The organism is Halomonas sp. MCCC 1A11062 (genome assembly GCF_021404355.1).
In the GTDB taxonomy this organism is placed as follows: domain Bacteria; phylum Pseudomonadota; class Gammaproteobacteria; order Pseudomonadales; family Halomonadaceae; genus Halomonas; species Halomonas aerodenitrificans.
This window is the reverse complement of sequence record NZ_JABFTW010000002.1, coordinates 64,867-90,476: the sequence shown is the minus strand read 5'-3', so window position 1 is coordinate 90,476 and position 25,610 is coordinate 64,867. Positions and strand designations below refer to the sequence as shown.

The following is a 25,610-nucleotide window of genomic DNA, read 5'->3' as shown; positions in this document are numbered from 1 at the left end:
GGGTACCCGGATCGGCGTAGACCAGAATGCCGTAGAGCTGCACGCTGATCATCGGCACCATCACCGCCAGGGCCACCAGGCCGAAGCCGTCGACCAAGGGGTTGCGACCGCGAATCGAGGCGGCCAGACCGATGCCCAGCGCGGCGATCAGCGGTACGGTGACGATGTTGGTCGTCACGCCGCCGGAATCGTAAGCCAGGCCGACGATCTCCTCGGGGGCGAAGAAGGTCACCATCACCACGATCACGTAGCCGACGATCATGTACCAGTGCAGTGGGTGGCCGAGAATGACGCGGAACACTCCCAGGGCCATCACCAGGCCCACCGAGCTGGCCACGATCAGGCGCAGCGTCAGGCGTCGATGCGCCCCTCGCTGATCATGGCGGCCTGCTCGGCCACGGCGATCAGGGCCGGCTCTGCGATGACGGCGGAAAAACCGATGGCGAAACCGAACAGCATCAGCAGCGGCATCGAGCCGCGCCGGGCGAACTGGTTGGCGAGCCGTTTGCCCACCGGGAAGATGCTCAGCTCCAGCCCCTGCAGGAACAGCGCCACGCCCAGGGCGACGATCAGCAGCCCCAGCGCCATGCTCAGCCCGCCCTCGGGCCACTCGCGCAGCAGTAGCGCCTGGAATGCCAACACCACGATGATGATCGGCAGCAGGTTGCGCAGGGCATGGGCCAATGCGTGGAGAAAATCCTTGAATTGCTCTACCAAGACCGACTCCCTGGCAATATCGGTTGGGCTATGGTGTCGCGGCTAGCGTTGGTGGCGCGATGCATCAGGCGGTTGGCCTGGGTGGCTGCCACACTATACCATCGGCCCATGACAGTTAGCAGGCGCTAATGCAGGCTCCATCTTGACCTATATCAACAGGGCACGGTGGCCGCGGACAGGAGAACGCGAATGAACATGACAGTGATCGTCGCTCTGGTGGTACTGGCACTGCTGGTGATCTACGGGGCCAGCATCTACAACCGCCTGGTGGCGCTGAAGAACCGCTACCAGAACGCCTTTGCCCAAATCGAGGTGCAGCTCAAGCGGCGTTATGATCTGATTCCCAACCTGGTCGAGACCGCCAAGGCCTATATGGCCCACGAGCGCGATACCCTGACCGCCGTGACCGAGGCGCGCAATGCTGCGCTTGCCGGGCTGAAGTCGGCGGCGGCAAGGCCAGGCGAGCCCGGCGCCATGGCCGAGCTGGCTGGTGCCGAAGGGGCCCTGGGTGCCGCCCTGGGGCGGCTCAACGTGGTGATGGAGGCCTACCCGGATCTGAAGGCGTCGGACAACATGCGCCAGCTCTCCGAGACCTTGACCAGCACCGAGAATCGCGTGGCCTTTGCCCGCCAGGCTTTCAACGATGCGGTCATGCAGTACAACACCTACAAGCAGAGTTTCCCGCCGGTGCTGCTGGCCGGCCCGTTGGGGCATCGCGAGGACGCGGCGCTGCTGGAGTTCGACGACAGCGCCGAGATTCAGGCGGCGCCACGCATCAGCTTCTGACGGCGCGCCGCAATGGATTTCTTCGGCGCTCAGGCACAAGCACGCCGCTTGACCCTGTGGTTGGTGTTTCTGCTGTTGGTGGCCGTGATCGGTATGGTGGTAGTGACCGTCCTGGTGGTGACCCTGGCAGTGGCACTGCTCGATGGCGGCCAGCCGGGAGCCGACCCGCTGGCCCTTGCCTTCGATCCGCTGCTGCTTGGCGGTGTGACCCTCGGGGTCCTGGCGGTGGTGTCGGCGGGCAGCCTGGCGCGCCACATGCAGCTACGCGCAGGCGGAGCGGCGGTGGCCGAGGCGCTGGGCGGCAGGCCGATCAACGCCGATACCCGTGACCCCGACGAGCGCCGCTTGCTCAACGTGGTCGAGGAGATGGCCATTGCCTCGGGGCTGCCGGTGCCACTGGTCTACGTGCTCGAAGAAGAAGGCATCAACGCCTTTGCCGCCGGGCACACACCGCAGGATGCCGCCATCGGCGTCACCCGTGGGGCCATCCAGAGCCTCTCGCGGGACGAGCTGCAGGGGGTCGTGGCCCATGAGTTCAGCCATGTGTTGCACGGTGACATGCGTCTCAACATGCGCCTGATTGCGCTGCTCTACGGCATTCTGGTGATCGGCCTGGTGGGGCGCATGTTGCTGCGTGGAACGGCGACCCGGCGCATGGTGCGCGGCTCGCGCCAGAACAATGCCCAGGTCGTGCTGCTGGGAGCGGGCCTGGCGCTGATGCTGGTGGGCTTCATCGGCACGCTGTGCGGCAATCTGATCAAGGCGGCAGTCAGCCGTCAGCGCGAGTTTCTCGCCGATGCCAGCGCTGTGCAGTACACCCGTAACCCGGCCGGCCTGGCCGGCGCCTTGAAGCGCGTGGCAGCGCACGCGCAGGGCTCCGAGCTGCGCGCGGCGCAAGCCGAGGAGTTCAGTCATCTCTACTTCGGTCGCGGTGTGTCCGGCCTGCGCGGATTGACCGCCACCCACCCGCCATTGGCGACCCGCATCCGCCGCCTCGAGCCCGAGTGGGACGGCGAGCTGCCCGAGCCGAGGCAGGCGCTGGACGACAGGACCGATGAAGCGCTGCAGGCGCTGCGGACGGCGACTGCAGCGACGGCTGCAGCGACGGCGACAGCGGCTGTTACCGGGAGCGCCTTTCTTGCCACCGGCGGGGGAGTGTCACAGCGAGTCGGCGAGCCGCGCGATGCCGATCTCGAGGGCGCCCGAGGGATCCTGGCCGAGATCGATCCTCGTCTGCTTGAGGCAGTTCACGAGCCCTATGCGGCACGCGCCGTCATCTACGGCATTCTGATGGGAGCGGAGCCCGAGAGCCGAACCCGACAGCGCGAGGCGCTGGTAGATGCTGCCATGCCGGAGGTGTTGGCGGAGCTTGAGCGTCTCGACCAACCGCTGCGCGACGTGCTGCCGGGTCAGCGACTGGCGCTGATCGAACTCTGTCTACCTATGCTGCGCCAGCTCTCGGTGGCCCAATATGCAAGACTGCACGAATGCCTCGAGCGCCTGATGGCCGCCGAGCATCGCCCCGGCGCCCTGCAGTGGGCGCTACACCGGCTGGTGACGGTGGGCAGCCAGGGGGCGACGTTACCGCGTGGTCGCCGCCTGCCGCTGGCGCAGGCTGGGGACGCGGTGGAGCTGCTACTGTCGAGCCTGGCTCTGGCAGGCAGCGACGAACAGGATCGGGCGAGAGCGGCCTTCGACAAGGCGGCCGAACGGTTGGACATGAACCTGACGCTGCGGCCGGAGCCGGCTTCGCCGCAGGCGCTCGACGACGCCTTGGCACGCTGCCGGCGGCTGGCGGACACCGAGCGAGCCCGGCTGCTCGATGCCATGCTCGACTGCGTGACGCACGACGGCCATGTGGCGCCGGAAGAAGCCCAACTGCTACGGGCCGTGGCCTGGTCGTTGGGGTGCCCGCTGCCGCTGGTCACCGTGCAGAATTGAGGCGGATGCGGGATCGTTTCTCGTTATCGTTGTCCAATCCCCAGGAGGGCAAGGCCCGGTGGCTTGCAGCAGCTGTCGGGCTCTGCTGGAATAGGGGCCTTTTGCTGGTCTCATATGGATGGGAGAAAGCCGATGGCCAAGACACCCTGGATTCCTGCCGCCGTGGCATTGACGCTAGCCCTTGGGCTGGCGGGCTGTGGCGACAATGGCGAAGAGGCTGACGCGACACCCCAGCCCGAAGAGCCGGCCACCGAGGCCGAGCCTGACATCGAGATGACGGAGGACGAGCCGGAGACGCCGCCACCGGCGGCCGAGGAAGAGGTGCCGACCGATGATGAGTCGTTGCCGGCCATCCCCGAAGAGGACGCCGCCGAGCTGGAAGCCAACGGAGAGATCGAGGCTGACGCCGAGACGCTGGGGGAGTCTCCGGTCGACACGCTCGAAGAGGGTGGTGCACTACCCGGTGAGCCGACCCGCTCCGACATCGATGCCATCATCGAGGACACCGAGCGTCGCTTCGAGGAGGCCCAGCGTCAGATCGACCAGCAGTTCGAGGAGGTGGAGCAGAGCCCACCCGCCCTGGAACCCGCGGAGAGCGACACCGATTTCAGCACCAGGCTTGCACCCATGGAAAACGGCGATGACCGCACATCTTCGGCCATCGAGCGCGAGGCGGAGCGCACCGGGGAGGTGACGCAGTCCGACATCGATGCCTGGCTCGAAGAGACCGAGCGCCGTTTCGAGGAAGCGCAGCGTCAGTTGGAGGCACAGTTCGAGGAAGCCGAGCGGCGTGAACCGGAAAGCGAGGCGCCGCGCTTCGAGATCGAGGACTGAACAGCCGGATCCGGAAAGGCTGCGGCTGGAAAGACGAAAAAGGCCCACTCGAACGAGTGGGCCTTTCGTCAGGCAGACATCAGGGCCAGCCGAGGACGAGCCTCAGTTGGCAATCCGGATGTTGGAGGCCTGAAGGCCCTTCTTGCCCTGGGTCACTTCGAAGGTCACCTTCTGACCGTCCTGCAGGGTCTTGAAGCCTTCAGCCTGAATTTCGGAGAAGTGTGCGAACAGGTCATCGCCGCCGTCGTCCGGAGAGATGAAGCCGTAGCCCTTGGTATCGTTGAACCACTTGACAGTGCCAGTTGCCATTGTCGATTTTCCTTGCTTACTGATTGATCGTACTGGGCACTCGGAATACCGGGGCCCGAAGTGCGTGGCAAGAGAAAAATGTGCGCTTCGGGTGTACCATGACTCGCCATGCTTGGCTCGCCTTGCAGCGTCACGTCTTTCCACTTTCAAGCCTACGCAGCGGAAGCCACTGGAGAAGGCGCTGTTTGCAGTGAGTCGCTCGCCCCAGGCTGGCCGCCCGCTCAATCCACTGTAGATAGAAAATTTCCTAGCGTCCAGAGAATCTATTGCCCTGCTTAGGCAATATTTAACGGAGTCCTTATATGGTCGATGCCCAGTTCTGGCCCTTTCTCATTGCCATCACGCTGCTGTCGATGAGCCCGGGGGTAGACACCCTGCTGGTCATCCGCAACACCGCCCGCGGCGGCACCCGCGATGGCGTGTTAACCAGCTTGGCCATCTGCTGCGGCCTGTTCGTGCATGCCACCATCTCGGCGCTGGGTATCTCGCTGATCCTGCTGCAATCGGCCTGGGCGTTCAGTGCACTGAAAATGGCCGGCGCAGCGTACCTTATCTGGCTGGGCATCAACGGCCTGCTGGCGGCGCGGCGTGGCACCGGACTGCCGCTGGGGGCGCGGCGTGGCACCGGACTGCCGCTGGGGGCCGTGCAGGGCGAGCGCCAGGCCGTGCCGCTATGGCGCCCGCTGCGCGAGGGACTGCTCTCCAACGTGCTCAACCCCAAGACCGTGGTCTTCTACATGGCCTTTCTGCCTCAGTTCATTGCACCGACCGATCCGGCGCTGCTCAAGTCGCTGTGGTTGGCCGGGGTGCATTTCGTCATTGCCAACGTATGGCAGATCGCCATCGTCTTCATGGTCGGCAGTGCGGGGCGCTGGCTGGGCAGCCGTCTCTTTGCGCGGGCGCTCAATGGGGCAACGGGCGCGGTGCTGGTTCTTTTCGGTGTCAGGCTGGCGCTGGAACGGCAGCCAGCCTGATTCCGTGTCGGTGGTGGTTGGCTCGACGGCTCAGTTACGGGCCAGCAGGGAGGCGTCGTAGCGTACCGTCTTCTCCGCCTGGCTGAGCATCGACACGCCCTCGCTGCTGCCACCGTTGGCCAGGCTCTCGAAGATCACCCGGTAGGAGAGCACCGCCTGTACGTAGTCGCGGGTCTCGCGGAAGGGGATCGCTTCGACGAACAGGTCGAACTCTTCCGGCGCGTCGCGCAGCCAGCGGTCCACCCGGCCAGGGCCGGCGTTGTAGGCCGCGGCGGCGGCCAGGCGGTTGCCGCGGTAGCGGTTGGTCATGTCGCGAATGTAGGTACTGCCCAGGCGAATGTTGAGCTCGGGGTCGAGTACGCCATAGGGACCCGGGTCACTGATGCCGAGCTGGCGGCTGAGCTGGGTGGCGGTGCCCGGCATGATCTGCATCAGGCCGCGGGCGCCGGCCGGTGACAGCGCCACCGGATTGTAGGCGCTCTCACGACGGGCGATGCCCATCAGCAGGAAGGGGTCGACCCCGGTCTGCCGTCCCCAGTGGAGGAAATGCTCGCGATAGGCTTCGGGGAAACGCCAGTCAAGCGCGTCCCACAGCTGGGCGGTGATGGTGGTCTGCACCAGCCGTGCATGCCAGCCTCGGCGTTGGGCATAGTCGGCCAGTGCTCTGACCTCGCGCGGCGAGGCGGTGGCCACCGCATGCAGCCATTCGCTGTTGGCCAACCCATCCTCACCGATGCGCAGCAGGGCTTCGGTGCGCTGTACCGCTGGCCAGCGGGCCACCTCTGCTCGGTAGCTCTCGTCGAAGTTGCTGCGCTCCAGGTTCAGCGAGTAGGGGCGTCCGATGCGATCCGCAGCGGCGAAGCCGAAGAAGTTGCGCCCCTGGGCGGCCTGCGCGTAGGCCACTTCGGCCCGCTCGCTGTCACCCAACTGCTCATGAGCGCGTGCCTTCCAGTACTGCCAGCGGCTGTTGTCACGGCTGTCCTCGGGCAGCATCTCCACCCAATCGAGGACACCGGCCCAGTCTCGGTTGGCCAGGGCGTGGCGAATGCGCAACTCCAGGACCCGCGTGGTAGCGATGCGCGGCAGGGCCTCGTCGACCCAGTACATGTTGTGATCGATGCCACGCACCAGTGAGTAGAAGGCCAGATCTTCCTCGATGGCGTGGCGATGGCGCTCCTCGATCGGAAGGTGCGGGGCAATCTTGCGCCACGCCTCGTAGGCGGCTTCGGTATCGGCACGGGTGAAGCCGTGCATGGCCGAGACGAACAGCGGACCGCTGCCACGGCACTCGGGGCCGATGCAGGAGGGGACGCGGGTGACGTCGGCGTAGCTGCGCTGCAGGCGCTCCACGGCGTCGATGCCATCCTGCCAGCGGCTGCCCAACAGACGGCCCAGATAGCTGACAAGGCCGGTTTCTCCCTGCTCCCAGGCCAGCATCTTGCGCTCCCAGATATCGAGCTCGCTGATTTCGCCGTTGGCGCGCAGGCGGTCGAACAGGGTGTCGCAGGCCGATGGTTGGGAGTTGCCGACGTGCCACAGCTGGCGGCCACCTTCGGCGGCGGCCTGGGGATCGCTGCCAAGTAGCGCCGTGTAGTAGTAGCACTGCCGTTCGGTGCCGCTGGGCTCGCCATCGGCTACGGCAAGCAGGCTGCCGAAACGCCCGGCGGCGCCATAGCGGGCGATCGCCTGGCCGCGCATCCAGTCGGCCACGGGGGCGCCCCGGTGGCGCTCGATGAACTCGAGTATCTGGCCAGGCTCGGCCTGGGGCAGGCGGCTGCGCAGGCGATGGTACTCCACATAGCCCTCCAGCACATGACCGCTGATGCCGGCCTGGTCGATGCGATCCCATTGATGGTTGCGCGCGGCCTCCAGTGCCGTGCGCATGGCGCTGTCGCTGGGCTGGGCATGCGCGGTGACGGAAAAGCTCAAGGCCGCCGCGGTGAGCAGGGCGGCCGCGCGGTGCAAGGGGAAAAGATGGCGCATGTTTGAACGGCCTCCGGAAGGGCGGTGACGAACCTCTGTATCCTGGCCCATTGGAGCCGTTTTGAGTAGACCGTGTGGTCGCTTTCTCGTTCAGCGCATCTCACGTTCCGTCATCGGAACGCTTGTCTCGCCGACGGGCGGCGTCTAGTCTGCGAAACTGGATCAAACGCTTGTTGGAGGGCGTGGGTGTTGGAGGCAAATGAGTGTTGGAGAATAGAGTGAGCGCATCTGACGAGTCGCGCCAGGAAGCTGTCGCGGCACAGCGAAGTCCCGAACGCTGGCGAGCCGGCCTGTCCCGCTTCGTCAATGTCATACCGCATACCCGGGAGCTGGGTCTCGAGGTGCTGGAAGTCGCACCGCCGCGGGTGCACATGCGCCTGCCCTGGCGCGACGAGCTGCTGGGCGACACCGAGCGCGGGCTGGTGCACGGCGGGGTGCTGACCATGCTGCTCGACACCGTATGCGGCTCGGCAGTGCTGTGTGGGCTGCCGTCGCCGGAGGTCTGCCCCACCCTCGATCTGCGGGTCGATCACTATCGCCCGGCCCTGGCCGGCCAGCCGATCATGGCCGAGGCCCGTGTGCTGCGAGTGACCGGCGCCATGGTCTTCACTGAAGGGACGCTGTGGCAGGACCCGCAGCGGCCCATCGCCCGCGGCATCGGTAACTTCGTACGGCTCGGGCCGCGCAATACGCCGGCGGGTTTCGCCGAGGCGCTGTTCGGGGAGGACGACCATGCCTGAAGGATTTCACGACGTGGCCTGGCTGGCCAGGACACGCGCCGAAGGAGATGTCGCCGCCTGGCTCGAGCGGCTGCCCTATGCCCGTTACATCGGCGTCACGGCAACGCCGGACGCTGCCGGCGACGGCCTGATCTTTCATCTCGAACCGCGTGAGCACAACGTCGGCAACGTGCTGCTGCCGGCGCTGCATGGCGGCGTGGTGGCGGCCTTCATGGAAACCGCGGGCACCCTCGACCTGATGCTCTCGGCCAGGGAGCCGCGCCTGCCCCGTGTCGTCGACTTCTCCATCGACTATCTGCGCACCGCCCGGGTGGTGATCACCCATGCCAGATGCCAGCTGCTGCGCGAGGGGCGTCGACTGGCCAACGTTCAGGTCACGGCCTGGCAGGAAGCGGAGGACCAGCCGGTGGCTACCGCACGCCTGCACCTGGTGCTGGGGGCGCCGGAGCCCAACGACGCTTGAAAAGCGGGATGTGGACCCCATATCGCTGAACAGTTCAGTAGCGGCGGTGCGCCGGGCACCGCCGTGGGTTCACGCGATGAGGTAATCGATCCATGTCCACGACCGCTCACGAGGAAACCCTCGGCTTCCAGACCGAGGTGAAGCAGCTGCTGCACCTGATGATCCACTCCCTGTACTCCAATCGGGAGATCTTCCTGCGCGAGCTGATTTCCAACGCCGCCGACGCCTGCGACAAGCTGCGTTATGCCGCGCTGGACAACGACGCCCTGTACGAGGGCGACAGCGAGCTGCGCATCGAGATCGAGCATGACGAGAAGGCACGTACCGTGACCTTGCGCGACAACGGCATCGGGATGAGCCGCGAGGAGGTGATCAAGAACCTGGGCACCATCGCCCGCAGCGGTACTGCCGAGTTCCTCAAGCAGCTCTCCGGCGAGCAGCAGAAGGATGCCCGCCTGATCGGTCAGTTCGGCGTCGGTTTCTACTCCAGCTTCATCGTTGCCGACGAAGTCACGGTGCGCAGCCGTAAGGCGGGCAGTGACAAGGCCGAGGGCGTCGAGTGGCGTTCCAAGGGCGAGGGCGAGTTTACCGTCGCTGACCTCGAGCGCGAGGTGCACGGCACCGAGATCGTCCTGCACCTGAAAAAGGACGCCAAGGAGTTCGCCGACGACTTCCGCCTGCGCAGCCTGGTACGCAAGTACTCCGACCACATCGAGGTGCCGGTGCGCATGCCCAAGGTCGAGACCGCCAGGGATGACGAGGGCAACGAGATCGAAGGCAGCGAGGTCACCACCTGGGAGACCGTCAACGAAGCCACCGCGCTGTGGGTGCGCTCCAAGGGCGAGATCTCCGACGATGAGTACAAGGCCTTCTACAAGCACGTGGCCCATGATTTCAGCGATCCGCTGACCTGGAGCCACAACAAGGTCGAGGGCAAGCTCGAATACACCAGCCTGCTCTACGTGCCGGGGCGCGCGCCGTTCGATCTTTATGAGCGCGACGGCTCCCGCGGCGTGAAGCTCTACGTCCAGCGCGTCTTCATCATGGACGACGCCGAGCAGTTCCTGCCGCTCTACCTGCGCTTCGTCAAGGGCGTGCTCGACACCCGGGAGCTGTCGCTCAACGTCTCCCGCGAACTGCTGCAGCAGGATCCCAAGGTCGAGAAGATCAAGAGCGCGCTGACCAAGCGTGCGCTGGACATGCTCAAGAAGCTGGCCAAGGACCAGGAGGCCTACCAGACCTTCTGGAACGTGTTCGGCAGCGTGCTCAAGGAGGGCCCGGCGGAAGACTTCGCCAACCGCGAGAAGATCGCCGCCCTGTTGCGCTTCGCAAGCACCCACACCGACAGCGCCACCCAGGACCAGTCGCTTGCCGACTACGTCGCGCGCATGAAGGAAGGGCAGGAGAAGATCTACTACATCGTCGCCGATGGCTTCAACGCGGCGAAATCGAGCCCGCACCTGGAAATCTTCCGCAAGAAGGGCATCGAGGTACTGCTGTTGCACGACCGCATCGACGAGTGGCTGATGAGCCATCTGCACGAGTTCGAAGGCAAGCGCTTCGTCGACGTGGCCAAGGGTGAGCTCGACCTCGGCGAGATCGAGGGCGAGGAAGAGAAGAAGGCTCAGGAGCAGACCGCCAAGGCCAAGGAGGCGCTGGTCAAGCGGGTCAAGGAGGCGCTGGGCGACGCCGTGCAGGAGGTCAAGGTGACCCACCGGCTAACCGACTCGCCGGCCTGCGTGGTGCTGCCGGAGCACGAGATGGGCTTCCAGATGCGCCGTATCATGGAGGCCGCCGGGCAGAAGATGCCCGAGGTCAAGCCGATCCTCGAGCTCAACCCGAGCCATGCCCTGGTGGAGCGGCTCGAGGCCGCCGAGGGCGAGCGCTTCGGGGATCTGGCGCTGGTACTGCTCGACCAGGCGATCATCGCCGAAGGCGGCCACCTCGACGATCCGGCGGCCTACGTACGCCGTCTCAACTCGCTGTTGACCGCCTGACATAAGGCTGACGACATAGCACTTTGGGCCGCTTTCGGGCGGCCTTTTCGTATCTATTCGCGTCTTCCCGCCCTCTCTTGACGTAAGCGTCAGCAAGCTTTTTTTTTCGCAATTTCAGCTGGATAGTATTGCCCACGTACCGGCAGGAAAGGACGGCACTGCTGTTGTGCATCGCAGTAAGGTCAGGTATGAATAGTCGGATTGCCTAACCAGAAAGTTCAATAACCATAAAGGGAGATCCAACGTGAAGATTGGTGCACCCAAGGAGCTCGCCACGGGAGAAGCGCGCGTCGCGCTCACCCCTGACAGTGCACAGCTCATACAGAAGCTTGGACACGAGTGTTTGATAGAAACCGGGGCCGGCGTTGCCGCCGGCTTCGACGACGAGGCCTACCGGGCCGTCGGCGTCAGTGTGGCGGAGAGTGCCGAAGCGCTGTGGCGCGACGCCGAGATCGTGATCAAGGTGCGCGAGCCGAGCGAGGCGGAAGCCGACCTGCTACGCGAGGGTCAGACCCTGATCAGCTTCTTCTGGCCGGCCCAGAACGAGGCGCTGCTGGAGCGCTGTCGCGCCCAGGGCGCGACCGTGATCGCCATGGACATGGTGCCGCGGATCTCGCGGGCCCAGAAGATGGACGCGCTCTCCTCCATGGCCAATATCGCCGGCTACCGGGCGGTGATCGAGGCGGGCAACAATTTCGGACGCTTTTTCACCGGCCAGGTCACCGCAGCGGGCAAGGTGCCGCCGGCCAAGGTGCTGGTCATCGGCGCCGGTGTGGCCGGCCTTGCCGCCATCGGCACGGCGACCAGCCTGGGGGCCGTGGTGCGCGCCTTCGACGTACGCCCCGAAGTGGCCGAGCAGATCGAGTCCATGGGCGCCGAGTTCCTGTTCCTCGACTTCGAGGAGGCCCAGGACGGCTCCGGCACCGGCGGTTACGCCGCACCCTCCAGCCCCGAGTTCCGCGAGAAGCAGCTGGCGCTGTTCCGCGAGCAGGCCCCCGAGGTCGACATCGTCATCACGACTGCGCTGATCCCGGGTCGTCCGGCGCCCAAGCTGTGGCTCGAGGACATGGTCAAGGCGATGAAACCGGGTTCGGTGATCGTCGATCTGGCCGCCGAGAAGGGCGGCAACTGCGACCTTACCGTGCCGAACGAGAAGGTGGTCACCGACAACGGCGTGACCATCGTCGGTTACACCGACTTCCCGTCGCGCATGGCGACCCAGTCGTCGCTGCTCTACGCCACCAACATTCGTCACATGCTCACCGATCTGACGCCGGAGAAGGACGGCGCCATCGCGCATGACATGGAAGACGACGTGATTCGCGGCGCCACCGTGACGCACCAGGGCGAGATCACCTTCCCGCCGCCGCCGCCCAAGGTGAAGGCCATTGCCGCGGCCAAGCCCAAGGAGAAGGTCAAGGAGCCGACGCCCGAGGAGAAACGCGCGGCGGAGCTTGCCACCTTCAAGGAGCAGACCAAGCGTCAGGTCACGCTGCTCGGCATCGGCGGGGCGCTGATGCTGCTGCTCGGGCAGATCGCCCCAGCCTCGTTCATGCAGCACTTCATCGTCTTCGTGCTGGCCTGCTTCGTCGGTTTCCAGGTGATCTGGAACGTCAGCCACTCGCTGCATACGCCGCTGATGGCGGTGACCAATGCCATCTCCGGCATCATCGTGCTCGGTGCCGTGCTGCAGATCGGTTCGGGTAACTGGATCGTGGTGCTTCTGGCGGCGATCTCGGTATTGATCGCCACCATCAACATCGTGGGCGGCTTCCTGGTGACACGCCGGATGCTGGCCATGTTCCAGAAATCCTGAGCGGCGGAGTGACGAACATGTTAGGACAAGGTTTTGTTTCCGCCGCGGCCATCGCGGCAAGCATACTTTTCGTGCTCTCCCTGGGCGGGCTGAGCAATCAGGAGAAGGCCAAGCGGGCGGTATGGTACGGCATCGTCGGTATGGCGGTGGCGGTGCTGTTCACCGCCTTCGGCCCCGGCATCGGCAACTACTGGCTGATGATCCCGATGATCGTGATCGGCTCGGTGATCGGCTGGAAGGTGGCCAAGCAGGTGGCCATGACCGAGATGCCGCAACTGGTGGCGGCGCTGCACAGCTTCGTCGGCCTCGCCGCGGTGTTCGTGGCCTGGAACGCCGATCTCGAACGGCGCCGAGTGCTGGCCGCCCAGGCGCTGGATACCGCGCATCAGGAGTTCTCTGCCTTCGCCGCCCTGGTGGCGACCAAGGCGCCGGACGAGCTCACCTTCCTGCAACTGGAGGTGGTCTTCGCCATCTTCATCGGCGCGGTGACCTTCACCGGCTCGGTGGTCGCCTTCGGCAAGCTGGCCGGCAAGGTCGACGGCAAGCCGCACAAGCTGCCCGGCGGCCATCTGCTCAACGCCGGGGCCGCGGCGGTCTGTCTGCTGCTGGCAGTGCTCTATCTCAACGGGGCCGGTTTCTGGACGCTGCTGCTGCTCGCGGCACTGTCGTTCTTCATCGGCTGGCACCTGATCATGGGCATCGGCGGCGCCGACATGCCGGTGGTGGTGTCGATGCTCAACAGCTACTCCGGCTGGGCGGCGGCGGCCATCGGCTTCACGCTCTCCAACGACCTGCTGATCGTCACCGGCGCGCTGGTGGGCTCTTCGGGGGCGATTCTCTCCTACATCATGTGCAAGGCGATGAACCGCAACTTCGTCAGCGTCATCCTGGGCGGCTTCGGCGGCACCCAGGGCCCGGCCGCCGAGATCGAGGGCGAGCAGGTGGCCATCGACGCCGCGGGCGTGGCCAGCACGCTCAACAACGCCGACAGCGTGGTCATCGTGCCGGGCTACGGCATGGCCGTTGCCCAGGCCCAGAACGCCGTGAGCGAACTGGTGCGCAAGCTGCGTTCCGCCGGCAAGGAGGTGCGTTTCGCCATCCACCCGGTGGCCGGGCGCCTGCCAGGGCACATGAACGTGCTGCTGGCCGAGGCCAGGGTGCCCTACGATATCGTGCTGGAGATGGACGAGATCAACGACGACTTCCCCAAGACCGACGTGGTGATCGTCATCGGCTCCAACGACATCGTCAACCCGGCGGCCCAGGACGACCCCAACAGCCCGATCGCCGGCATGCCGGTACTCGAGGTGTGGAAGTCCAGCGTGGTGTTCGTCTGCAAACGAGGCCAGGGTACCGGCTACTCCGGCATCGAGAATCCGCTGTTCTACAAGGAGAACACGCGGATGTTCTACGGCGACGCCCGGGAGAGCATCGACTCCCTGCTATCGCTGATCGACTGAGTCGGTCGCGGGAGTGTCATCCCGCACCGAACGTTGGTATGAATGCCCCCGAAAGGGGGCATTCTTCGTTACACTCAGGGCAATTTCATCCGTTCCATCGACCGATTTCGCGGGGCAGACATGGCAGACGAACCCATGCGGGTAGCAGTTCTGGGGGGCGGCAGCTTCGGTACCGCGCTGGCGAGCATCGCCGCCGACAACGGGGCCAGGGTGTGCCAATGGCTGCGGGACCCGCAGCTTGCGGAGCAGATCAATCGGGAGCATCGCAATTCACGCTACCTGCCGGACTACGCCATCAACCCGGCGGTGCGCGCCTCGAGCGACATGCAGGCCGTGCTCGAAGGGGCCGAGCTGGTGCTGGTGGCGATTCCCTCGAAGGCCTTTCGCGACGTGGTGCGCCAGGCGCGGCCCTGGCTCAACGCCGACCAGATCCTGGTCAGCACTACCAAGGGAATCCAGGAGGAAGGCTTCAAGCTGATGAGCCAGATCCTCGAGGAGGAGACCGGCTTTGCCCATATCGGCGTGATTTCCGGGCCCAATCTGGCCACCGAGATCGCCCAGAAGCAGCTCACCGCCACCGTGGTGGCCAGCGACGATGCACTGACCCGCACCCGCGTTCAGCAGGCGCTGAGCTGTGACTACTTTCGCGTCTACGCCAGCAATGACCGCTACGGTGTGGAGCTGGGCGGCTCGCTGAAGAACATCTATGCCATCGCCGCCGGCATGGCCGCGGCGCTGGGCATGGGCGAGAACACTCGCAGCATGCTGATGACCCGGGCGCTGGCCGAGATGGGGCGTTTCGCCGTCAGCCTCGGGGCCAACCCCATGACCTTTCTGGGGCTGGCTGGGGTGGGCGATCTGATCGTGACCTGCTCCTCGCAGCTCTCGCGCAACTATCGCGTGGGCTATGCCCTGGGCCAGGGCAAGAACCTGGACGAGGCGGTCGAGTCGCTGGGACAGGTGGCCGAGGGGGTCAACACGGTGCGCCTGGTGCGCGACAAGGCGCGCAAGGACGGCGTCTACATGCCGCTGGCCGAGGGGTTGTATCAAGTGCTGTTCGAAGGCGTGCCCGCACGGGAGATGGCGCGCATGCTGATGCGCGGCGAGCAGAGCAGCGACGTGGAGTTCGTGCTGCCGCGGGAGGCCGTGCAGCAGGCCCATCGGCGCGTCGAAGCGGGCGAGGAGAAGCCATGACGTCGCGCCTGTATGTCATGCGCCACGGCGAAGCCGGTCCGGGTCGGCCGGACCACGAGCGCGAACTGACCGCCCGCGGCCACGCCGAGGCCGGGCGCATGGCCGAATGGTTCTCACGGCAGTCGCTGGAAGGCGCCCGGCTCTTCAGCAGCCCCTACCGGCGCGCCCGGCAGACGGCGGTTCACGTCGCCGGGGCGCTTGGCATCGATGCCGTGGAACTCCCCATCATCACCCCCGACGACTCGCCCGGCGCCGTGTGCGACTGGCTGCTGGACATGAGCGATGGCCGGCCCATCGTGCTGGTCAGCCACATGCCGCTGGTAGGGTTGCTCACCGGGCAACTGGTGGATGGGTGCTCCGACCGCGGCCTCGCTTTTCCCACCGCCGCGGTGGCCGAGCTCGAGAGCGAGGTATGGGCGGCAGGGTGCGCCCGGCTGCTGCGCTTCATGGCACCCCACGACCTCTTCTGAGTCAGCTGTGTCTGAAAAGTCGCCGAGCGAAGGCCAGACAAGGCAAAAATCAGCGAAAAGACGGAGTTTACGAGGTGTAAATGAGTACTTTGAGCTGATTTTTAACGCTGTATGGCCAAGCGCAGGCAGTTTTCAGACATAGCTAGATCCAGCCGATGACTTTCAGGGCAAATACCCCCAGGGTGATGGTCACGCTGGCCATCAGCGTGGTCAGGGCGATGATGTTGGCCGAGAGGGCCGCATTGCCGCCCATCGCCTTGGTCATGACGAAGGCCGCGGCCGCCGTCGGGCTGGCGAAGAACAGGAACAGAACGCCCAGTTCGCGTCCCTCGAAGCCGACCAGCCAGGCAGCGAGAATCGCGACCACGGGCAGGGTGATCATCTTCATCAAGCTGGCGCCCATGGCCAGGCTGCCCGAGGCCCTGATCGAACCCAGCGACAGGGTGGCGCCGATGCAGATCAGCGCCAGTGGCAGCGTCAGCGAGGCGAAGTACTGTCCCGAGGTCATCGCCCAGCCGGGCAGGCGCAGCTCCAGCGCCGCTACCGGGATGGCGGCGACCACGGCAAGGATCAGCGGATTGCGGGCGATATGGCTGGCGATGCTGCGCCAGTCTGCGCTCTTGCCTTCCTGATAGGTGGCCAGCACGATGACCGAGAAGGCGTTGTAGGTCAGGATCACCACACCGAGCAGCAGGCCGCCGGCGGAAAGCCCGTAGTCGCCGTACATGCCGGCCGCCAGCGCCAGGCCGACGATGCCGCAGTTGCCGCGAAACGCGCCCTGTACGTAGACGCCGCGGTCGGCATAGGGCACGCGCAGAATGGCCCAGCCCCAGGAGAGCAGGAAGCTGCCTAGCGTGGCCAGGGCGAAGAAGGCCAGCATGGCGGGGTTGAGCGTGGTATCCAGGTCGGCGCGAATGATACTGAGGAAGATCAGCGTCGGCATGGTGGCCTTGAACACCAGGCTCGAGGCGGTGGAGATGAAGGCCTGATCGATCCAGCCCAGGCGCTTCAGGCCCAGGCCGATGAAGACCATGGCGAAGACCGGCAGGGTGATCTCCAGGGTAGCGAAAAAGAGTTCGTATAGGCCCATGTCAGCGTGCGAGCCACAGGCCGACGACGATGGCGACGGTCACGGTGACGAAGAACACACGGTTGCGCGTACGAGTATCGCGAGGGGAGCGAGGCATGACGGGACTCCAGAACAGGGCGAACGGTATGAAGCGGAGGTCGACTTGGCGGAATAGAGTAAACCCGTTAGCCTGCTATCGCCACTGCCGGCCAGCTCCGACTCCGGATTCTCCTCATGACTGAACGTTCCACCGCTTCGCGACCGCGCCTGGTCTTCGCACACGCCAACGGTTTTCCCGGCATGAGCTACCGTAGCCTGCTGGCTCCCTTGCATGAGCGCTTCGACATTCACCCCGTCGACCGCCTGGGTCATCATCCCGACTACCCGGTCGGCGCCAACTGGCTGGCGTTGCGCGATGAGCTGCTCGAGCACGTGCTCGACGATGACAGCCCCGTCGTCGGTGTGGGGCACTCCATGGGCGGCGTGCTGATGGCCATGGCGGCGGAGCATGCGCCGCAGCGCTTTCGCTGCGTGGTGATGCTCGACCCGCCGTTGATGCTGGGACTCGATGCCTGGAGCATGAAGGTGGCCAAGCGCTTTGGCTTCGTCGACCGGGTCACGCCGGCGGGCAAGAGCCACGGTCGCCGGGCATCCTGGCCCGACCGTGAGGCGATGGCCAATCACTTGCGTCGTCGCGGCCTGTTCCGCCGTTTTACCCCTGAAGCCCTGTACGACTATGTGGAAGGTGGCACGCGGCTACGTGACGACGGCGGTGCCGAACTGATCTACGACCCGGCGATCGAGACCGAGATATTCCGCAACCTGCCCGATCACCTGACGCGCCTGCCGCGCCGGCTCAGAATTCCCTTCGGCGTGCTGGTCGGCAGCGACTCCGATCTGATCACGCCCAGGCGGCGCCGCCGGCTGGCTGCCCACGGCATTCCGCTGGCACCGGTGCCGGGTACCCATATGTTTCCCATGGAGCACCCCGAGGAGACGCGGCAGGCGCTGCTGGCGATGCTCGACGAACTGCTGGAGGGTGAGGTATGAGCGAGGCGCAACCCCTGACCCTGGCAGGCGGTCGCCTGGCGGCACTCGCCTGGGGCGAGCCGAGCGCACCCACCTGGCTGGCACTGCACGGCTGGCTGGACAACGCCGCGAGCTTCTCCCGCCTGGCACCGCTGCTGTGCGCTGGGCTCGGTGTGCGCATCGTGGCGCTGGACTTCTCCGGTCACGGCCATTCGCGGCATGGGGAAGGCGACTACGCCCTGTGGGACTACTGCCACGACCTGCTGGATGCTGCCGACGAGCTGGACCTCGGGCGCGTGAGTGTGTTGGCCCACTCCATGGGAGCGGGAGTGGCCTGTCTCACCGCGGCGGCGCTGCCGGAGCGCATCGAGCGACTGGTCCTGATCGATGGTCTGGGCGCCGTCACCACGTCTGCCGAGGAGAGCGCCGCTCAACTGCGCAAGGGGTTGCGTGCCGCCAGACGCCCGAGGTCGGCGGCGCCGCGCTATCCTGATAGCAGTACCGCCGTGGCGGCACGTGTGGCCGGTGGCGTGACACCGATCGATGCCGAAACCGCGACGCCGCTGGTGGAGCGCAACCTGATGTGGGAGGCCGATGGCCACGTGCGTCTGCGTACCGATGGCAGGCTGCTGTGGCCTTCACCGCTGCGCCTGAGTCCGGAGCAGGTGTTGGCCCTGCTCGGCGCGATCCAGGCGCCGGTGCTGTTGATCGAGGGCGAGAAGGGCATACTGGCCGAACGTGAGAACGCCCAGGCGGCGCGTGCGGCAGTCCCTCATCTGATGCGACAGGTATTGCCGGGCGGACACCATCTACATCTGGAGCCTGACAGCGTGGCCGCGGTGGCGCGAGCCATCGAGACGTGGCTGGAACCGCGTCGAACATGATCCCGGGAGAGGTGAGATGAGCAGCAGTCAGGTGGTGGAACAGGGCAAGCGCGTGGCGCTGACGCTGGGCAGCGGCGGGGCGCGCGGCTACGCCCATATCGGCGTGATCGAGGTGCTCGAGGCGCGGGGATACGAGATCGCTGCCATCTCCGGCTGCTCCATGGGTGCGGTCATCGCCGGTGTCCATGCCGCGGGGCAGCTCGAGGCCTATCGTGACTGGGTCTGCAAGCTCGACTACTTCGACGTGCTCAAGCTGGTCGACGTCACCTGGAGCCCGATGGGGGCGATGCGGGCCAGCAAGGTGATGAGCAAACTCGAAGAGCTCATCGGCGACATCCAGATCGAGGAGCTGCCGATCCCGCTGACCACCGTCGCCACCGATCTGGCGCGGCAGCGTGAGGTGTGGTTCCAGTCGGGCCCGCTGCTGCGTGCGATCCGTGCCTCCATCGCCATACCGGGGGTCATCACGCCGGTGCACATCGGCGACAGCACCCTGGTGGACGGCGGCCTGCTCAACCCGCTGCCGATCACGCCGACGGTATCGTCTCATGCCGATATGATGCTGGCCGTCAACGTCACCGCCCACAGCGCCCGGCCGGTGACGCTGAACGATCTGATGCCCACCGAAGAGCAGGAGATGGTGGAAGCGCAGGCCGTGGCCAAGGGCTGGATGGACGTGCGCGGTGCCACGCGCTGGCTATTCGAAGGGTTCGGCGCTGCGGATCAGGAAGCCAGTATGGCGGACGGCAAGAGCGAGCGCGCGTCCAACGGGCGACGGGCCTGGGGCCGGCTCGACATGATCCTGGCCTCTTTCGACATCACCCAGGCGTCGCTGGCCAAGTACAAGATTGCAGGCTATCCCCCAGATGTGCTGATCGAGGTGCCCAAGACGGTATGCGGGGCCTTCGAGTTTCACCGCGCCGAGGCGCTGATTCGCCTGGGGCGTCACCTTGCCATGGAAGCGCTGGACCGCTACGAGGGGCGCACGCATACCGGCCACGGCGGTTCTGCCGGTATTATTGTCGAGCCGCCGCAGATGCCGGTCGACCGCGAGTCGGGAGGTGGGCAGGCAAGCTAGAAGGCTTGCCCACGGCGGCGCAACAGTACATAAACGGCGCCGGTGCCGCCATCGCTGTCCCGCGCCGAGCAGAACGCCAGCACCGTCGGCCATTCGCGCAGCCAGGTGTTGACGTGGCTCTTGATCACCGGGTAATCCGCCGTGCTGCCCCACGCCTTGCCGTGAACCACCAGCACGCAGCGCATGCGACTGCCCACCGCCTCCTTGAGAAAGCTTTCCAGCTCCAGACGCGCCTCGTCGAGGCTGTAGCCGTGCAGATCCAGCCCTGCTTCCCAGGCGATCTGGCCGCGCTTCAGCTGGCTGCGGGTGCGGTAGGGCAGGTCGGGCAGAGCGAAGTCGAGGAATTCCGAAGGGCGCACCGGCTCCACACGGCCATCGCTGGTGCGACTGGCGCTTTCCGCCGTATCGGCTGCCACCGCCGCAGCGCGACGTTCCGCTGCCGCCGGGTCGCGACGCTTGGGCCGCCCCGGGTCGGCACGATTGACGGCAATGCGGCGCACGCCGGCCTCGCGCAGCGCCTGGCGAAAGGCGTTGCTGTCGTCGTCATCGTCGTCGGGCGGGCGGCGTTGGCTCATGCGGGGCTCGGGTGGTGTCGTCGAGCGGCCAGTATAACGGCCTGAGCGCGGCTGTGAACCGCCAGTCGCCGCGGGTACAATCGGGTCATCGAACCCAACCGACTGTGCAGGACCTTACGTGGCCTACTCCACCGATTCCCGCTCGACCCTGACCCTGGACGACGAGGCGCTGTGTCGCGACCTCCTCACGCTGCGCGACTACCTGCGCTGGGCCGCCAGCGAATTCCACCTGGCCGGCCTGCACCACGGCCACGGCACCGACTCCCCCTGGGACGAAGCCGTGGCGCTGACGCTGGGTGCCTTGCACCTGCCCTGGAACGTCGATCCCGCGGTGCTCGACGCACGCCTGCTGCCCGTGGAGCGGGCGCGTATCGTCGCGCTGGTGCGTGAGCGCATCACCACGCGCCGGCCGCTGCCCTATCTGCTGGGCGAGGCGTTCTTCGCCGGTTTTGCCTTCGACGTCGACGAGCGGGTGCTGATACCGCGTTCGCCCATCGCCGAGCTGATCGAGAGTGGCTTCGCCGCCTGGTTCCCCGAGGAGCCACCGGCGCGGGTGCTGGATCTGTGCACCGGTTCGGGCTGCATCGGCATCGCCGCGGCGCTGCACCTGCCCACCTGCGAGGTGGACCTTTCCGACATCAGCACCGACGCCCTGGCCGTGGCCAGGCAGAACATCCAGCGCCACGACCTGGGCGCGCGGGCGCGGGCGGTGCTCTCCGACCTGTTCGAGGGGCTGGCCGGCCAGCGCTATGATCTGATCGTCTCCAACCCGCCTTACGTGGATGCCCGCGATCTTGCCACCATGCCCGCCGAGTATCGTCACGAGCCGGCGCTGGCGCTTGGCGCCGGGGCCGACGGCCTCGACATCGTGCGCCGTATTCTGCGCGAAGCGCGGCGCTACCTGACCGATCACGGCGTGTTGATCGTCGAGGTCGGCAACTCCGACCGTCATCTGGAAGCAGCCTTCCCCGAGGTGCCTTTCCTGTGGCTCGACTTCGAGCGCGGCGGGCAGGGCGTGTTCGCCCTCACCGCCGCGGAACTCGACGCCCATGCGGCGTCCTTCGCCTGATCCAACCCTACGATATCGGGAGGCACGCCCATGTCCGGCAATACCTTCGGCAAGCTGTTTACCGTCACCACCTTCGGCGAGAGCCACGGCCCGGCGCTAGGCGCCATCGTCGACGGCTGCCCGCCGGGGCTGCCGCTCAGCGAAGCCGATCTGCAGCACGACCTCGACCGCCGTCGTCCCGGCACCTCGCGGCATACCACCCAGCGTCGCGAGCCCGATCAGGTGCGCATCCTCTCCGGGGTGTTCGAGGGTGTGACCACCGGTACCGCCATCGGCCTGTTGATCGAGAACACCGACCAGCGCTCCAAGGATTACGGCAACATCAAGGACCAGTTCCGTCCCGCCCACGCCGACTATACCTATCACCACAAGTACGGCGTTCGGGACTATCGCGGCGGCGGTCGTTCCAGCGCCCGGGAAACCGCCATGCGCGTGGCTGCCGGGGCGATTGCCAAGAAGTACCTGGCCAACCAGGGCATCAGCGTGCGCGGCTACATGAGCCAGCTCGGCCCGCTGGAGATCGCCTTCAAGCAGTGGGAGTCGGTCAACGACAATCCCTTCTTCTGTCCCGACCCCGAGCGCGTACCCGAACTCGAGGCCTTCATGGACCAGCTGCGGCGCGATCAGGACTCGGTAGGTGCCAAGATCACCGTGGTGGCCGAAGGGCTGCCGCCGGGGCTGGGCGAGCCGGTGTTCGACCGCCTGGATGCCGACCTGGCCCATGCCCTGATGAGCATCAATGCGGTGAAGGGGGTGGAGATCGGCGATGGCTTCGCCGCGGTGGCACAGCGCGGCAGCGAGCATCGCGACGAGATGACGCCCGAGGGGTTTCTCTCCAACCATGCCGGAGGCGTGCTCGGCGGTATCTCCTCGGGGCAACCGTTGATTGCGCATCTGGCGCTCAAGCCCACCTCCAGCATCACCCTGCCCGGGCGTAGCATCGACGTGAGCGGCAACCCGGTCGAGGTGGTGACCAAGGGTCGCCACGATCCCTGCGTGGGCATCCGCGCCACGCCAATCGCCGAGGCGATGATGGCGCTGACGCTAATGGATCATCTGTTGCGTCACCGGGCGCAGAATGGTGACGTGAGGGTCGGGACGCCGGTCTTGCGTTGAGGAGCGTCGGCAGCGGGTGCGTTGCGTCTGGAGCCGAGTTGCTACACTGAGAGCACACTGAAGCAGAGATGAGCCATGAAGATAAACGTCGAGTTCGACCTGACGCCCGAGGAGTTCCGTCGTGCCCTGGGCCTGCCCGATGTGGAAGCCTTTCAGCAGGAGCTGCTCAACCGGATCCAGAAGCAGATGGAGTCCGGCGTCGAGGGTTACGACCCCATGAGTCTGATGAAGCCTTTTCTGCAGCAGGGGTTTACCCAGGACATGAGCCAGGGGCTCTCCCAGGGGCTGGCCAGCTTCGGCACCTATCAGCAGATGATGCTCGACATGCTGCGCCAGGCCGGCAGTTCGATGGGCAAGGCGGCACAGGAGCCTGCGGCGGACGGTGAATCAAAGCGCGCGGAGAGGCCGGCCAGCAATACGGGTACGGCCAAGGCGCGCTCGCGTTCTCGGCGTTCGGAGTAGTAGACGCTCATCGTTCTGCGGAAAGTGCAAGGGTATTGCAGCGAGAGCCAGGGCAGGCTACGATTTGTGCGGTGCAGCATGAGTGCCGCGTCAGATCGCGCCCGGCGTTTTGCGCTGGTATCGGAGGCGGCTGAAGACTTGGCCGATACCGGTGCACGCTGCTCCCCGCATGTTCACGGTCCACAGGAGGTTGCCCCCATGCAGGACAAGATGCTTGATGACTTCAATCAGCAGACGCGGCGGTTCTTCGAACCCATGCGCAAGCTCAACTCGCTGATGCTCGGCAATATGGAGAAGATGACCGAGTACCAGCTCGAGGCGATGAAACGCTACAGCCAGATGGGCACCGAGCGCATGCGCAGCGCTTCCGAGATTCGCGATGCCCAGGACCTGCAGGCGTTCGGTGCCCAGCAGGCCGAGATGATGAACGAGCTATCGCGGCAGATGATGGAAGATGCTCAGGCGCTGGGCGAAATGAGCCAGCAGTTCCGTGCCGAGCTGGAGCAGCTGTTCGGCGAGGTCAGTCAGGAACTGAGCGATACGGCCAAGCAGGCGGAAGCGAGTGCCAAGCCGGCCGCATCGGCCAAGACCGACGCTCCGGCCAAGGCCACGTCGCGCAAGAGCTGAAAGCCATTCGACCGCTTCGGGGTCGGTAGTCGCCGACCTCTCCACGGGGCGGATGTCTCGCTCCGTGGAGGCGCTCGGTCGGGCGCTCGCATCGAATCGAAGAAGAAGGTTCTCATATAGGAGAGGGCGATGCAGTCAGGGGACGAGGTGTTCTCCCAGGCCGAACTGGAAGAGTGGAACGAGCAGCTCAAGGAGATGGGGCAGCACTATCAGGCCCTGATGCAGGAACTGCTCGAGCGCATGGCGCCCGATGCGGCCGCCGACTCCATTCAGGCCGACATGCGCGAGGCCTTCCAGGCCGGCGCCGAGTCGCTGATGCGCAATCCTCAACTGCTGTGGCAGACCCAGGCGCGCCTCATCCAGGATCAGTATCAGCTGTGGCAGCAGGGTCTGCAGGCGCTGAACGGGAACTTGGGTGAGCCGCTGGTGGTACCACCCAAGAACGACCGGCGCTTCAAGGACGACGCCTGGCAGCAGGAGCCGTTCTATCGGGCCATCCTACAGCAATACCTGCTGTTCTCCGGTGCCGTGGAAGAACTCGTCGAGCAGCTCGATGGCCTGCCCGAGAAGCAGAAGCGCAATCTGGCGTTCTATGCCCGCCAGATGGTCAATGCCATGGCGCCGACCAACTTCGTCACCACCAACCCCGAGGTGATGCGCCGTACCCTGGAGACCAAGGGCCAGAATCTGGTCGAGGGGCTGGCTCAGCTGCGCCGCGACCTGGCCAACTCCGCCGACGGGCTCAACGTGGCCATGACCGACCGCAGCGCCTTCGAGATCGGACGCAACATCGCCGTGACGCCCGGCTACGTGGTTTACGAGAACGAGCTGATCCAGCTGATACAGTACACGCCGACTACCGACACGGTGTTCAAGACGCCGCTGCTCGTCGTGCCGCCCTGGATCAACAAGTACTACATCCTCGACCTGCGTCAGGACAACTCGCTGGTCAAGTGGCTGGTGGATCAGGGCCACACCGTGTTCCTGATCTCCTGGCGCAACCCCGGCCCCGCGCAGCGCGACCTGACCTGGGCCGACTACATGCAGATGGGACCGGTCGCCGCCATGGAGGCCATCGAGCAGGCCTGCGGCGAGAAGTCGGTCAACCTGCTCAGCTACTGCATCGGCGGCACTCTGACCGCGTCCACCGTGGCCTACCTCACCAGTACCCGGCGCGGGCGCAAGGTCAAGTCGGTCACCTACATGGCCACGTTGCAGGACTTCCGCGATCCCGGCGAACTCGGCGTACTGCTCAGCGAGCCGATCCTGCAGGGGATCGAGGCGCGCATGGATCAGGACGGCTATCTCGATGGCCGCTCCATGGCCTATACCTTCAACCTGCTGCGCGAAAACGACCTGTTCTGGTCCTTCTATGTCAGCAACTACCTGAAGGGCGAGAATCCGGCGCCGTTCGACCTGCTCTACTGGAACACCGACGGCACCAACCTGCCGGCCGGCACCCACGGCTGGTACCTGCGCCACATGTACCTGGAGAACCGACTGGTGGAACCCGGCGGCGTCGAGCTGGACGGGGTCAAGGTCGACCTGCGCAAGATCTCCACGCCGAGCTATTTCGTCTCCACCAGCGAGGACCACATCGCCAAGTGGAACAGCACCTATTACGGTGCGCTGCTGCCCAAGGGGCCGGTCACCTTCGTGCTGGGCGGTTCGGGCCACATCGCAGGCATCGTCAACCCGCCTGCGCGCAACAAGTACGGCTACTGGACCAACGGCGAGCTGCCTGACGATCACGAATCCTGGCTTGCCGGCGCCGAGTTCCACGAGGGCTCCTGGTGGCCTCACTGGCAGCAGTGGATGACCGCTGGCGGCTACGCCGATGCCGACAAGATGGTGCCGGCGCGCCAGCCGGGCGAGGGCGAGCTCAAGCTGCTGGAAGAGGCGCCGGGTCGCTACGTGCGCATGACCATTCCCGAGGTGCTGGGCGAGGTACCGGCCAAGCCGGAGTGATCCACCCGGAGTGAGCTACCAATGCCCAACGCAACGAGGCCCGCTGATG

23 protein-coding genes and 1 pseudogene are annotated in these 25,610 nt (G+C 65.8%); 19 read left to right on the top strand and 5 right to left on the bottom strand.

All coding sequences use genetic code 11. From position 1 onward, the window contains the following. Positions 1 to 82: 82 nt before the first annotated feature. Positions 83 to 642 (bottom strand): annotated as a pseudogene (locus HOP58_RS02930) (DUF1538 domain-containing protein); the annotation flags it as partial. Between the two features lie 264 nt (positions 643 to 906). Here HOP58_RS02930 and HOP58_RS02925 point away from each other — a divergent pair. The 3 genes from HOP58_RS02925 to HOP58_RS02915 all read left to right on the top strand — a co-directional run bounded on the left by HOP58_RS02925 (position 907) and on the right by HOP58_RS02915 (position 4,278). Further along, the gene (locus HOP58_RS02925) at positions 907 to 1,503 is read left to right on the top strand and encodes a LemA family protein (RefSeq protein WP_010627340.1); all 597 of its coding nucleotides are present in this window, start codon (positions 907 to 909) and stop codon (positions 1,501 to 1,503) included. A 12-nt stretch (positions 1,504 to 1,515) separates the two neighbouring features. Beyond that, the gene (locus HOP58_RS02920; protein ID WP_234259492.1) at positions 1,516 to 3,444 is read left to right on the top strand and encodes a M48 family metallopeptidase; all 1,929 of its coding nucleotides are present in this window, start codon (positions 1,516 to 1,518) and stop codon (positions 3,442 to 3,444) included. 132 nt (positions 3,445 to 3,576) lie between these two features. Next, entirely contained in the window at positions 3,577 to 4,278 is a 702-nt protein-coding gene (locus tag HOP58_RS02915; RefSeq protein ID WP_234259491.1) for a hypothetical protein, read from the top strand. 102 nt (positions 4,279 to 4,380) lie between these two features. Here HOP58_RS02915 and HOP58_RS02910 read toward each other — a convergent pair whose 3' ends face one another. Beyond that, complete coding sequence (locus HOP58_RS02910) at positions 4,381 to 4,587, bottom strand: cold shock domain-containing protein (RefSeq protein ID WP_010627343.1); 207 nt, start codon at positions 4,585 to 4,587, stop codon at positions 4,381 to 4,383. A 302-nt stretch (positions 4,588 to 4,889) separates the two neighbouring features. Here HOP58_RS02910 and HOP58_RS02905 point away from each other — a divergent pair, with 302 nt between their 5' ends. Further along, complete coding sequence (locus HOP58_RS02905) at positions 4,890 to 5,561, top strand: LysE family translocator (RefSeq protein ID WP_234259490.1); 672 nt, start codon at positions 4,890 to 4,892, stop codon at positions 5,559 to 5,561. A gap of 30 nt (positions 5,562 to 5,591) precedes the next feature. Here the strand turns inward: HOP58_RS02905 and HOP58_RS02900 are convergent, their stop codons facing one another. Next, positions 5,592 to 7,544, bottom strand: coding sequence for a transglycosylase SLT domain-containing protein (locus HOP58_RS02900; protein WP_234259489.1), 1,953 nt, complete (start codon positions 7,542 to 7,544; stop codon positions 5,592 to 5,594). Positions 7,545 to 7,762: 218 nt separating this feature from the next. Here HOP58_RS02900 and HOP58_RS02895 point away from each other — a divergent pair, with 218 nt between their 5' ends. The 7 genes from HOP58_RS02895 to sixA all read left to right on the top strand — a co-directional run bounded on the left by HOP58_RS02895 (position 7,763) and on the right by sixA (position 15,684). Beyond that, positions 7,763 to 8,284 (top strand): PaaI family thioesterase, encoded by a 522-nt coding sequence (locus HOP58_RS02895; protein ID WP_234259488.1) that lies wholly within the window; start codon positions 7,763 to 7,765, stop codon positions 8,282 to 8,284. Continuing rightward, complete coding sequence (locus tag HOP58_RS02890; RefSeq protein ID WP_234259487.1) at positions 8,277 to 8,747, top strand: PaaI family thioesterase; 471 nt, start codon at positions 8,277 to 8,279, stop codon at positions 8,745 to 8,747. Before HOP58_RS02895 ends, HOP58_RS02890 begins: the two co-directional genes overlap by 8 nt. Before the next feature lie 92 nt (positions 8,748 to 8,839). Further along, the gene (gene htpG, locus HOP58_RS02885; RefSeq protein ID WP_234259486.1) at positions 8,840 to 10,744 is read left to right on the top strand and encodes a molecular chaperone HtpG; all 1,905 of its coding nucleotides are present in this window, start codon (positions 8,840 to 8,842) and stop codon (positions 10,742 to 10,744) included. Positions 10,745 to 10,988: 244 nt separating this feature from the next. After that, positions 10,989 to 12,560 (top strand): Re/Si-specific NAD(P)(+) transhydrogenase subunit alpha, encoded by a 1,572-nt coding sequence (locus HOP58_RS02880; protein WP_234253882.1) that lies wholly within the window; start codon positions 10,989 to 10,991, stop codon positions 12,558 to 12,560. Between the two features lie 17 nt (positions 12,561 to 12,577). Next, entirely contained in the window at positions 12,578 to 14,020 is a 1,443-nt protein-coding gene (locus tag HOP58_RS02875) for an NAD(P)(+) transhydrogenase (Re/Si-specific) subunit beta (RefSeq protein WP_234259484.1), read from the top strand. Positions 14,021 to 14,140: 120 nt separating this feature from the next. Further along, positions 14,141 to 15,214 carry an NAD(P)H-dependent glycerol-3-phosphate dehydrogenase gene (locus tag HOP58_RS02870; RefSeq protein WP_234259483.1) on the top strand — a complete coding sequence of 358 codons (1,074 nt, stop codon included), beginning with the start codon at positions 14,141 to 14,143 and terminating at the stop codon, positions 15,212 to 15,214. After that, positions 15,211 to 15,684: a phosphohistidine phosphatase SixA gene (gene sixA, locus HOP58_RS02865; protein ID WP_234259482.1), complete on the top strand. Its 474-nt coding sequence runs from the start codon at positions 15,211 to 15,213 to the stop codon at positions 15,682 to 15,684. Before HOP58_RS02870 ends, sixA begins: the two co-directional genes overlap by 4 nt. Positions 15,685 to 15,826: 142 nt before the next feature. Here sixA and HOP58_RS02860 read toward each other — a convergent pair whose 3' ends face one another. Beyond that, positions 15,827 to 16,774 carry an AEC family transporter gene (locus tag HOP58_RS02860; protein ID WP_234253886.1) on the bottom strand — a complete coding sequence of 316 codons (948 nt, stop codon included), beginning with the start codon at positions 16,772 to 16,774 and terminating at the stop codon, positions 15,827 to 15,829. Between the two features lie 213 nt (positions 16,775 to 16,987). On the opposite strand from HOP58_RS02860, the gene HOP58_RS02855 reads away from it, so the two are divergent. Genes HOP58_RS02855 through HOP58_RS02845 form a run of 3 tightly spaced genes read left to right on the top strand, consistent with a single transcriptional unit; the run spans position 16,988 to position 19,744 of the window. Beyond that, a complete protein-coding gene (locus HOP58_RS02855) occupies positions 16,988 to 17,803 on the top strand; it encodes an alpha/beta hydrolase (RefSeq protein WP_234259481.1) in 816 nt (271 codons plus the stop codon). Next, positions 17,800 to 18,666: an alpha/beta hydrolase gene (locus HOP58_RS02850; RefSeq protein WP_234259480.1), complete on the top strand. Its 867-nt coding sequence runs from the start codon at positions 17,800 to 17,802 to the stop codon at positions 18,664 to 18,666. The genes HOP58_RS02855 and HOP58_RS02850 overlap by 4 nt, the downstream gene beginning before the upstream one ends. Before the next feature lie 16 nt (positions 18,667 to 18,682). After that, complete coding sequence (locus HOP58_RS02845; RefSeq protein ID WP_234253889.1) at positions 18,683 to 19,744, top strand: patatin-like phospholipase family protein; 1,062 nt, start codon at positions 18,683 to 18,685, stop codon at positions 19,742 to 19,744. Here the strand turns inward: HOP58_RS02845 and HOP58_RS02840 are convergent. Further along, positions 19,741 to 20,319 carry a Smr/MutS family protein gene (locus tag HOP58_RS02840; RefSeq protein ID WP_234259479.1) on the bottom strand — a complete coding sequence of 193 codons (579 nt, stop codon included), beginning with the start codon at positions 20,317 to 20,319 and terminating at the stop codon, positions 19,741 to 19,743. The two genes, HOP58_RS02845 and HOP58_RS02840, sit on opposite strands and share 4 nt — an antisense overlap. A 118-nt stretch (positions 20,320 to 20,437) precedes the next feature. Between HOP58_RS02840 and prmB the strand changes: the two genes are divergently transcribed. The 5 genes from prmB (at position 20,438) to phaC (ending at position 25,561) form a co-directional block, all read left to right on the top strand. Next, positions 20,438 to 21,388, top strand: a complete 951-nt coding sequence (prmB, locus tag HOP58_RS02835) for a 50S ribosomal protein L3 N(5)-glutamine methyltransferase (RefSeq protein ID WP_234259478.1) — start codon at positions 20,438 to 20,440, stop codon at positions 21,386 to 21,388. A gap of 30 nt (positions 21,389 to 21,418) precedes the next feature. Continuing rightward, on the top strand, positions 21,419 to 22,504 hold the full coding sequence (gene aroC / locus HOP58_RS02830) for a chorismate synthase (protein ID WP_234259477.1): 1,086 nt from the start codon (positions 21,419 to 21,421) through the stop codon (positions 22,502 to 22,504). A 75-nt stretch (positions 22,505 to 22,579) separates the two neighbouring features. Further along, the gene (locus HOP58_RS02825) at positions 22,580 to 22,966 is read left to right on the top strand and encodes a DUF6489 family protein (protein WP_010627360.1); all 387 of its coding nucleotides are present in this window, start codon (positions 22,580 to 22,582) and stop codon (positions 22,964 to 22,966) included. A gap of 198 nt (positions 22,967 to 23,164) precedes the next feature. After that, positions 23,165 to 23,593 (top strand): phasin family protein, encoded by a 429-nt coding sequence (locus HOP58_RS02820; protein ID WP_234259476.1) that lies wholly within the window; start codon positions 23,165 to 23,167, stop codon positions 23,591 to 23,593. 129 nt (positions 23,594 to 23,722) lie between these two features. Then, positions 23,723 to 25,561, top strand: coding sequence for a class I poly(R)-hydroxyalkanoic acid synthase (gene phaC, locus HOP58_RS02815; protein ID WP_234259475.1), 1,839 nt, complete (start codon positions 23,723 to 23,725; stop codon positions 25,559 to 25,561). Positions 25,562 to 25,610 lie beyond the last annotated feature (49 nt).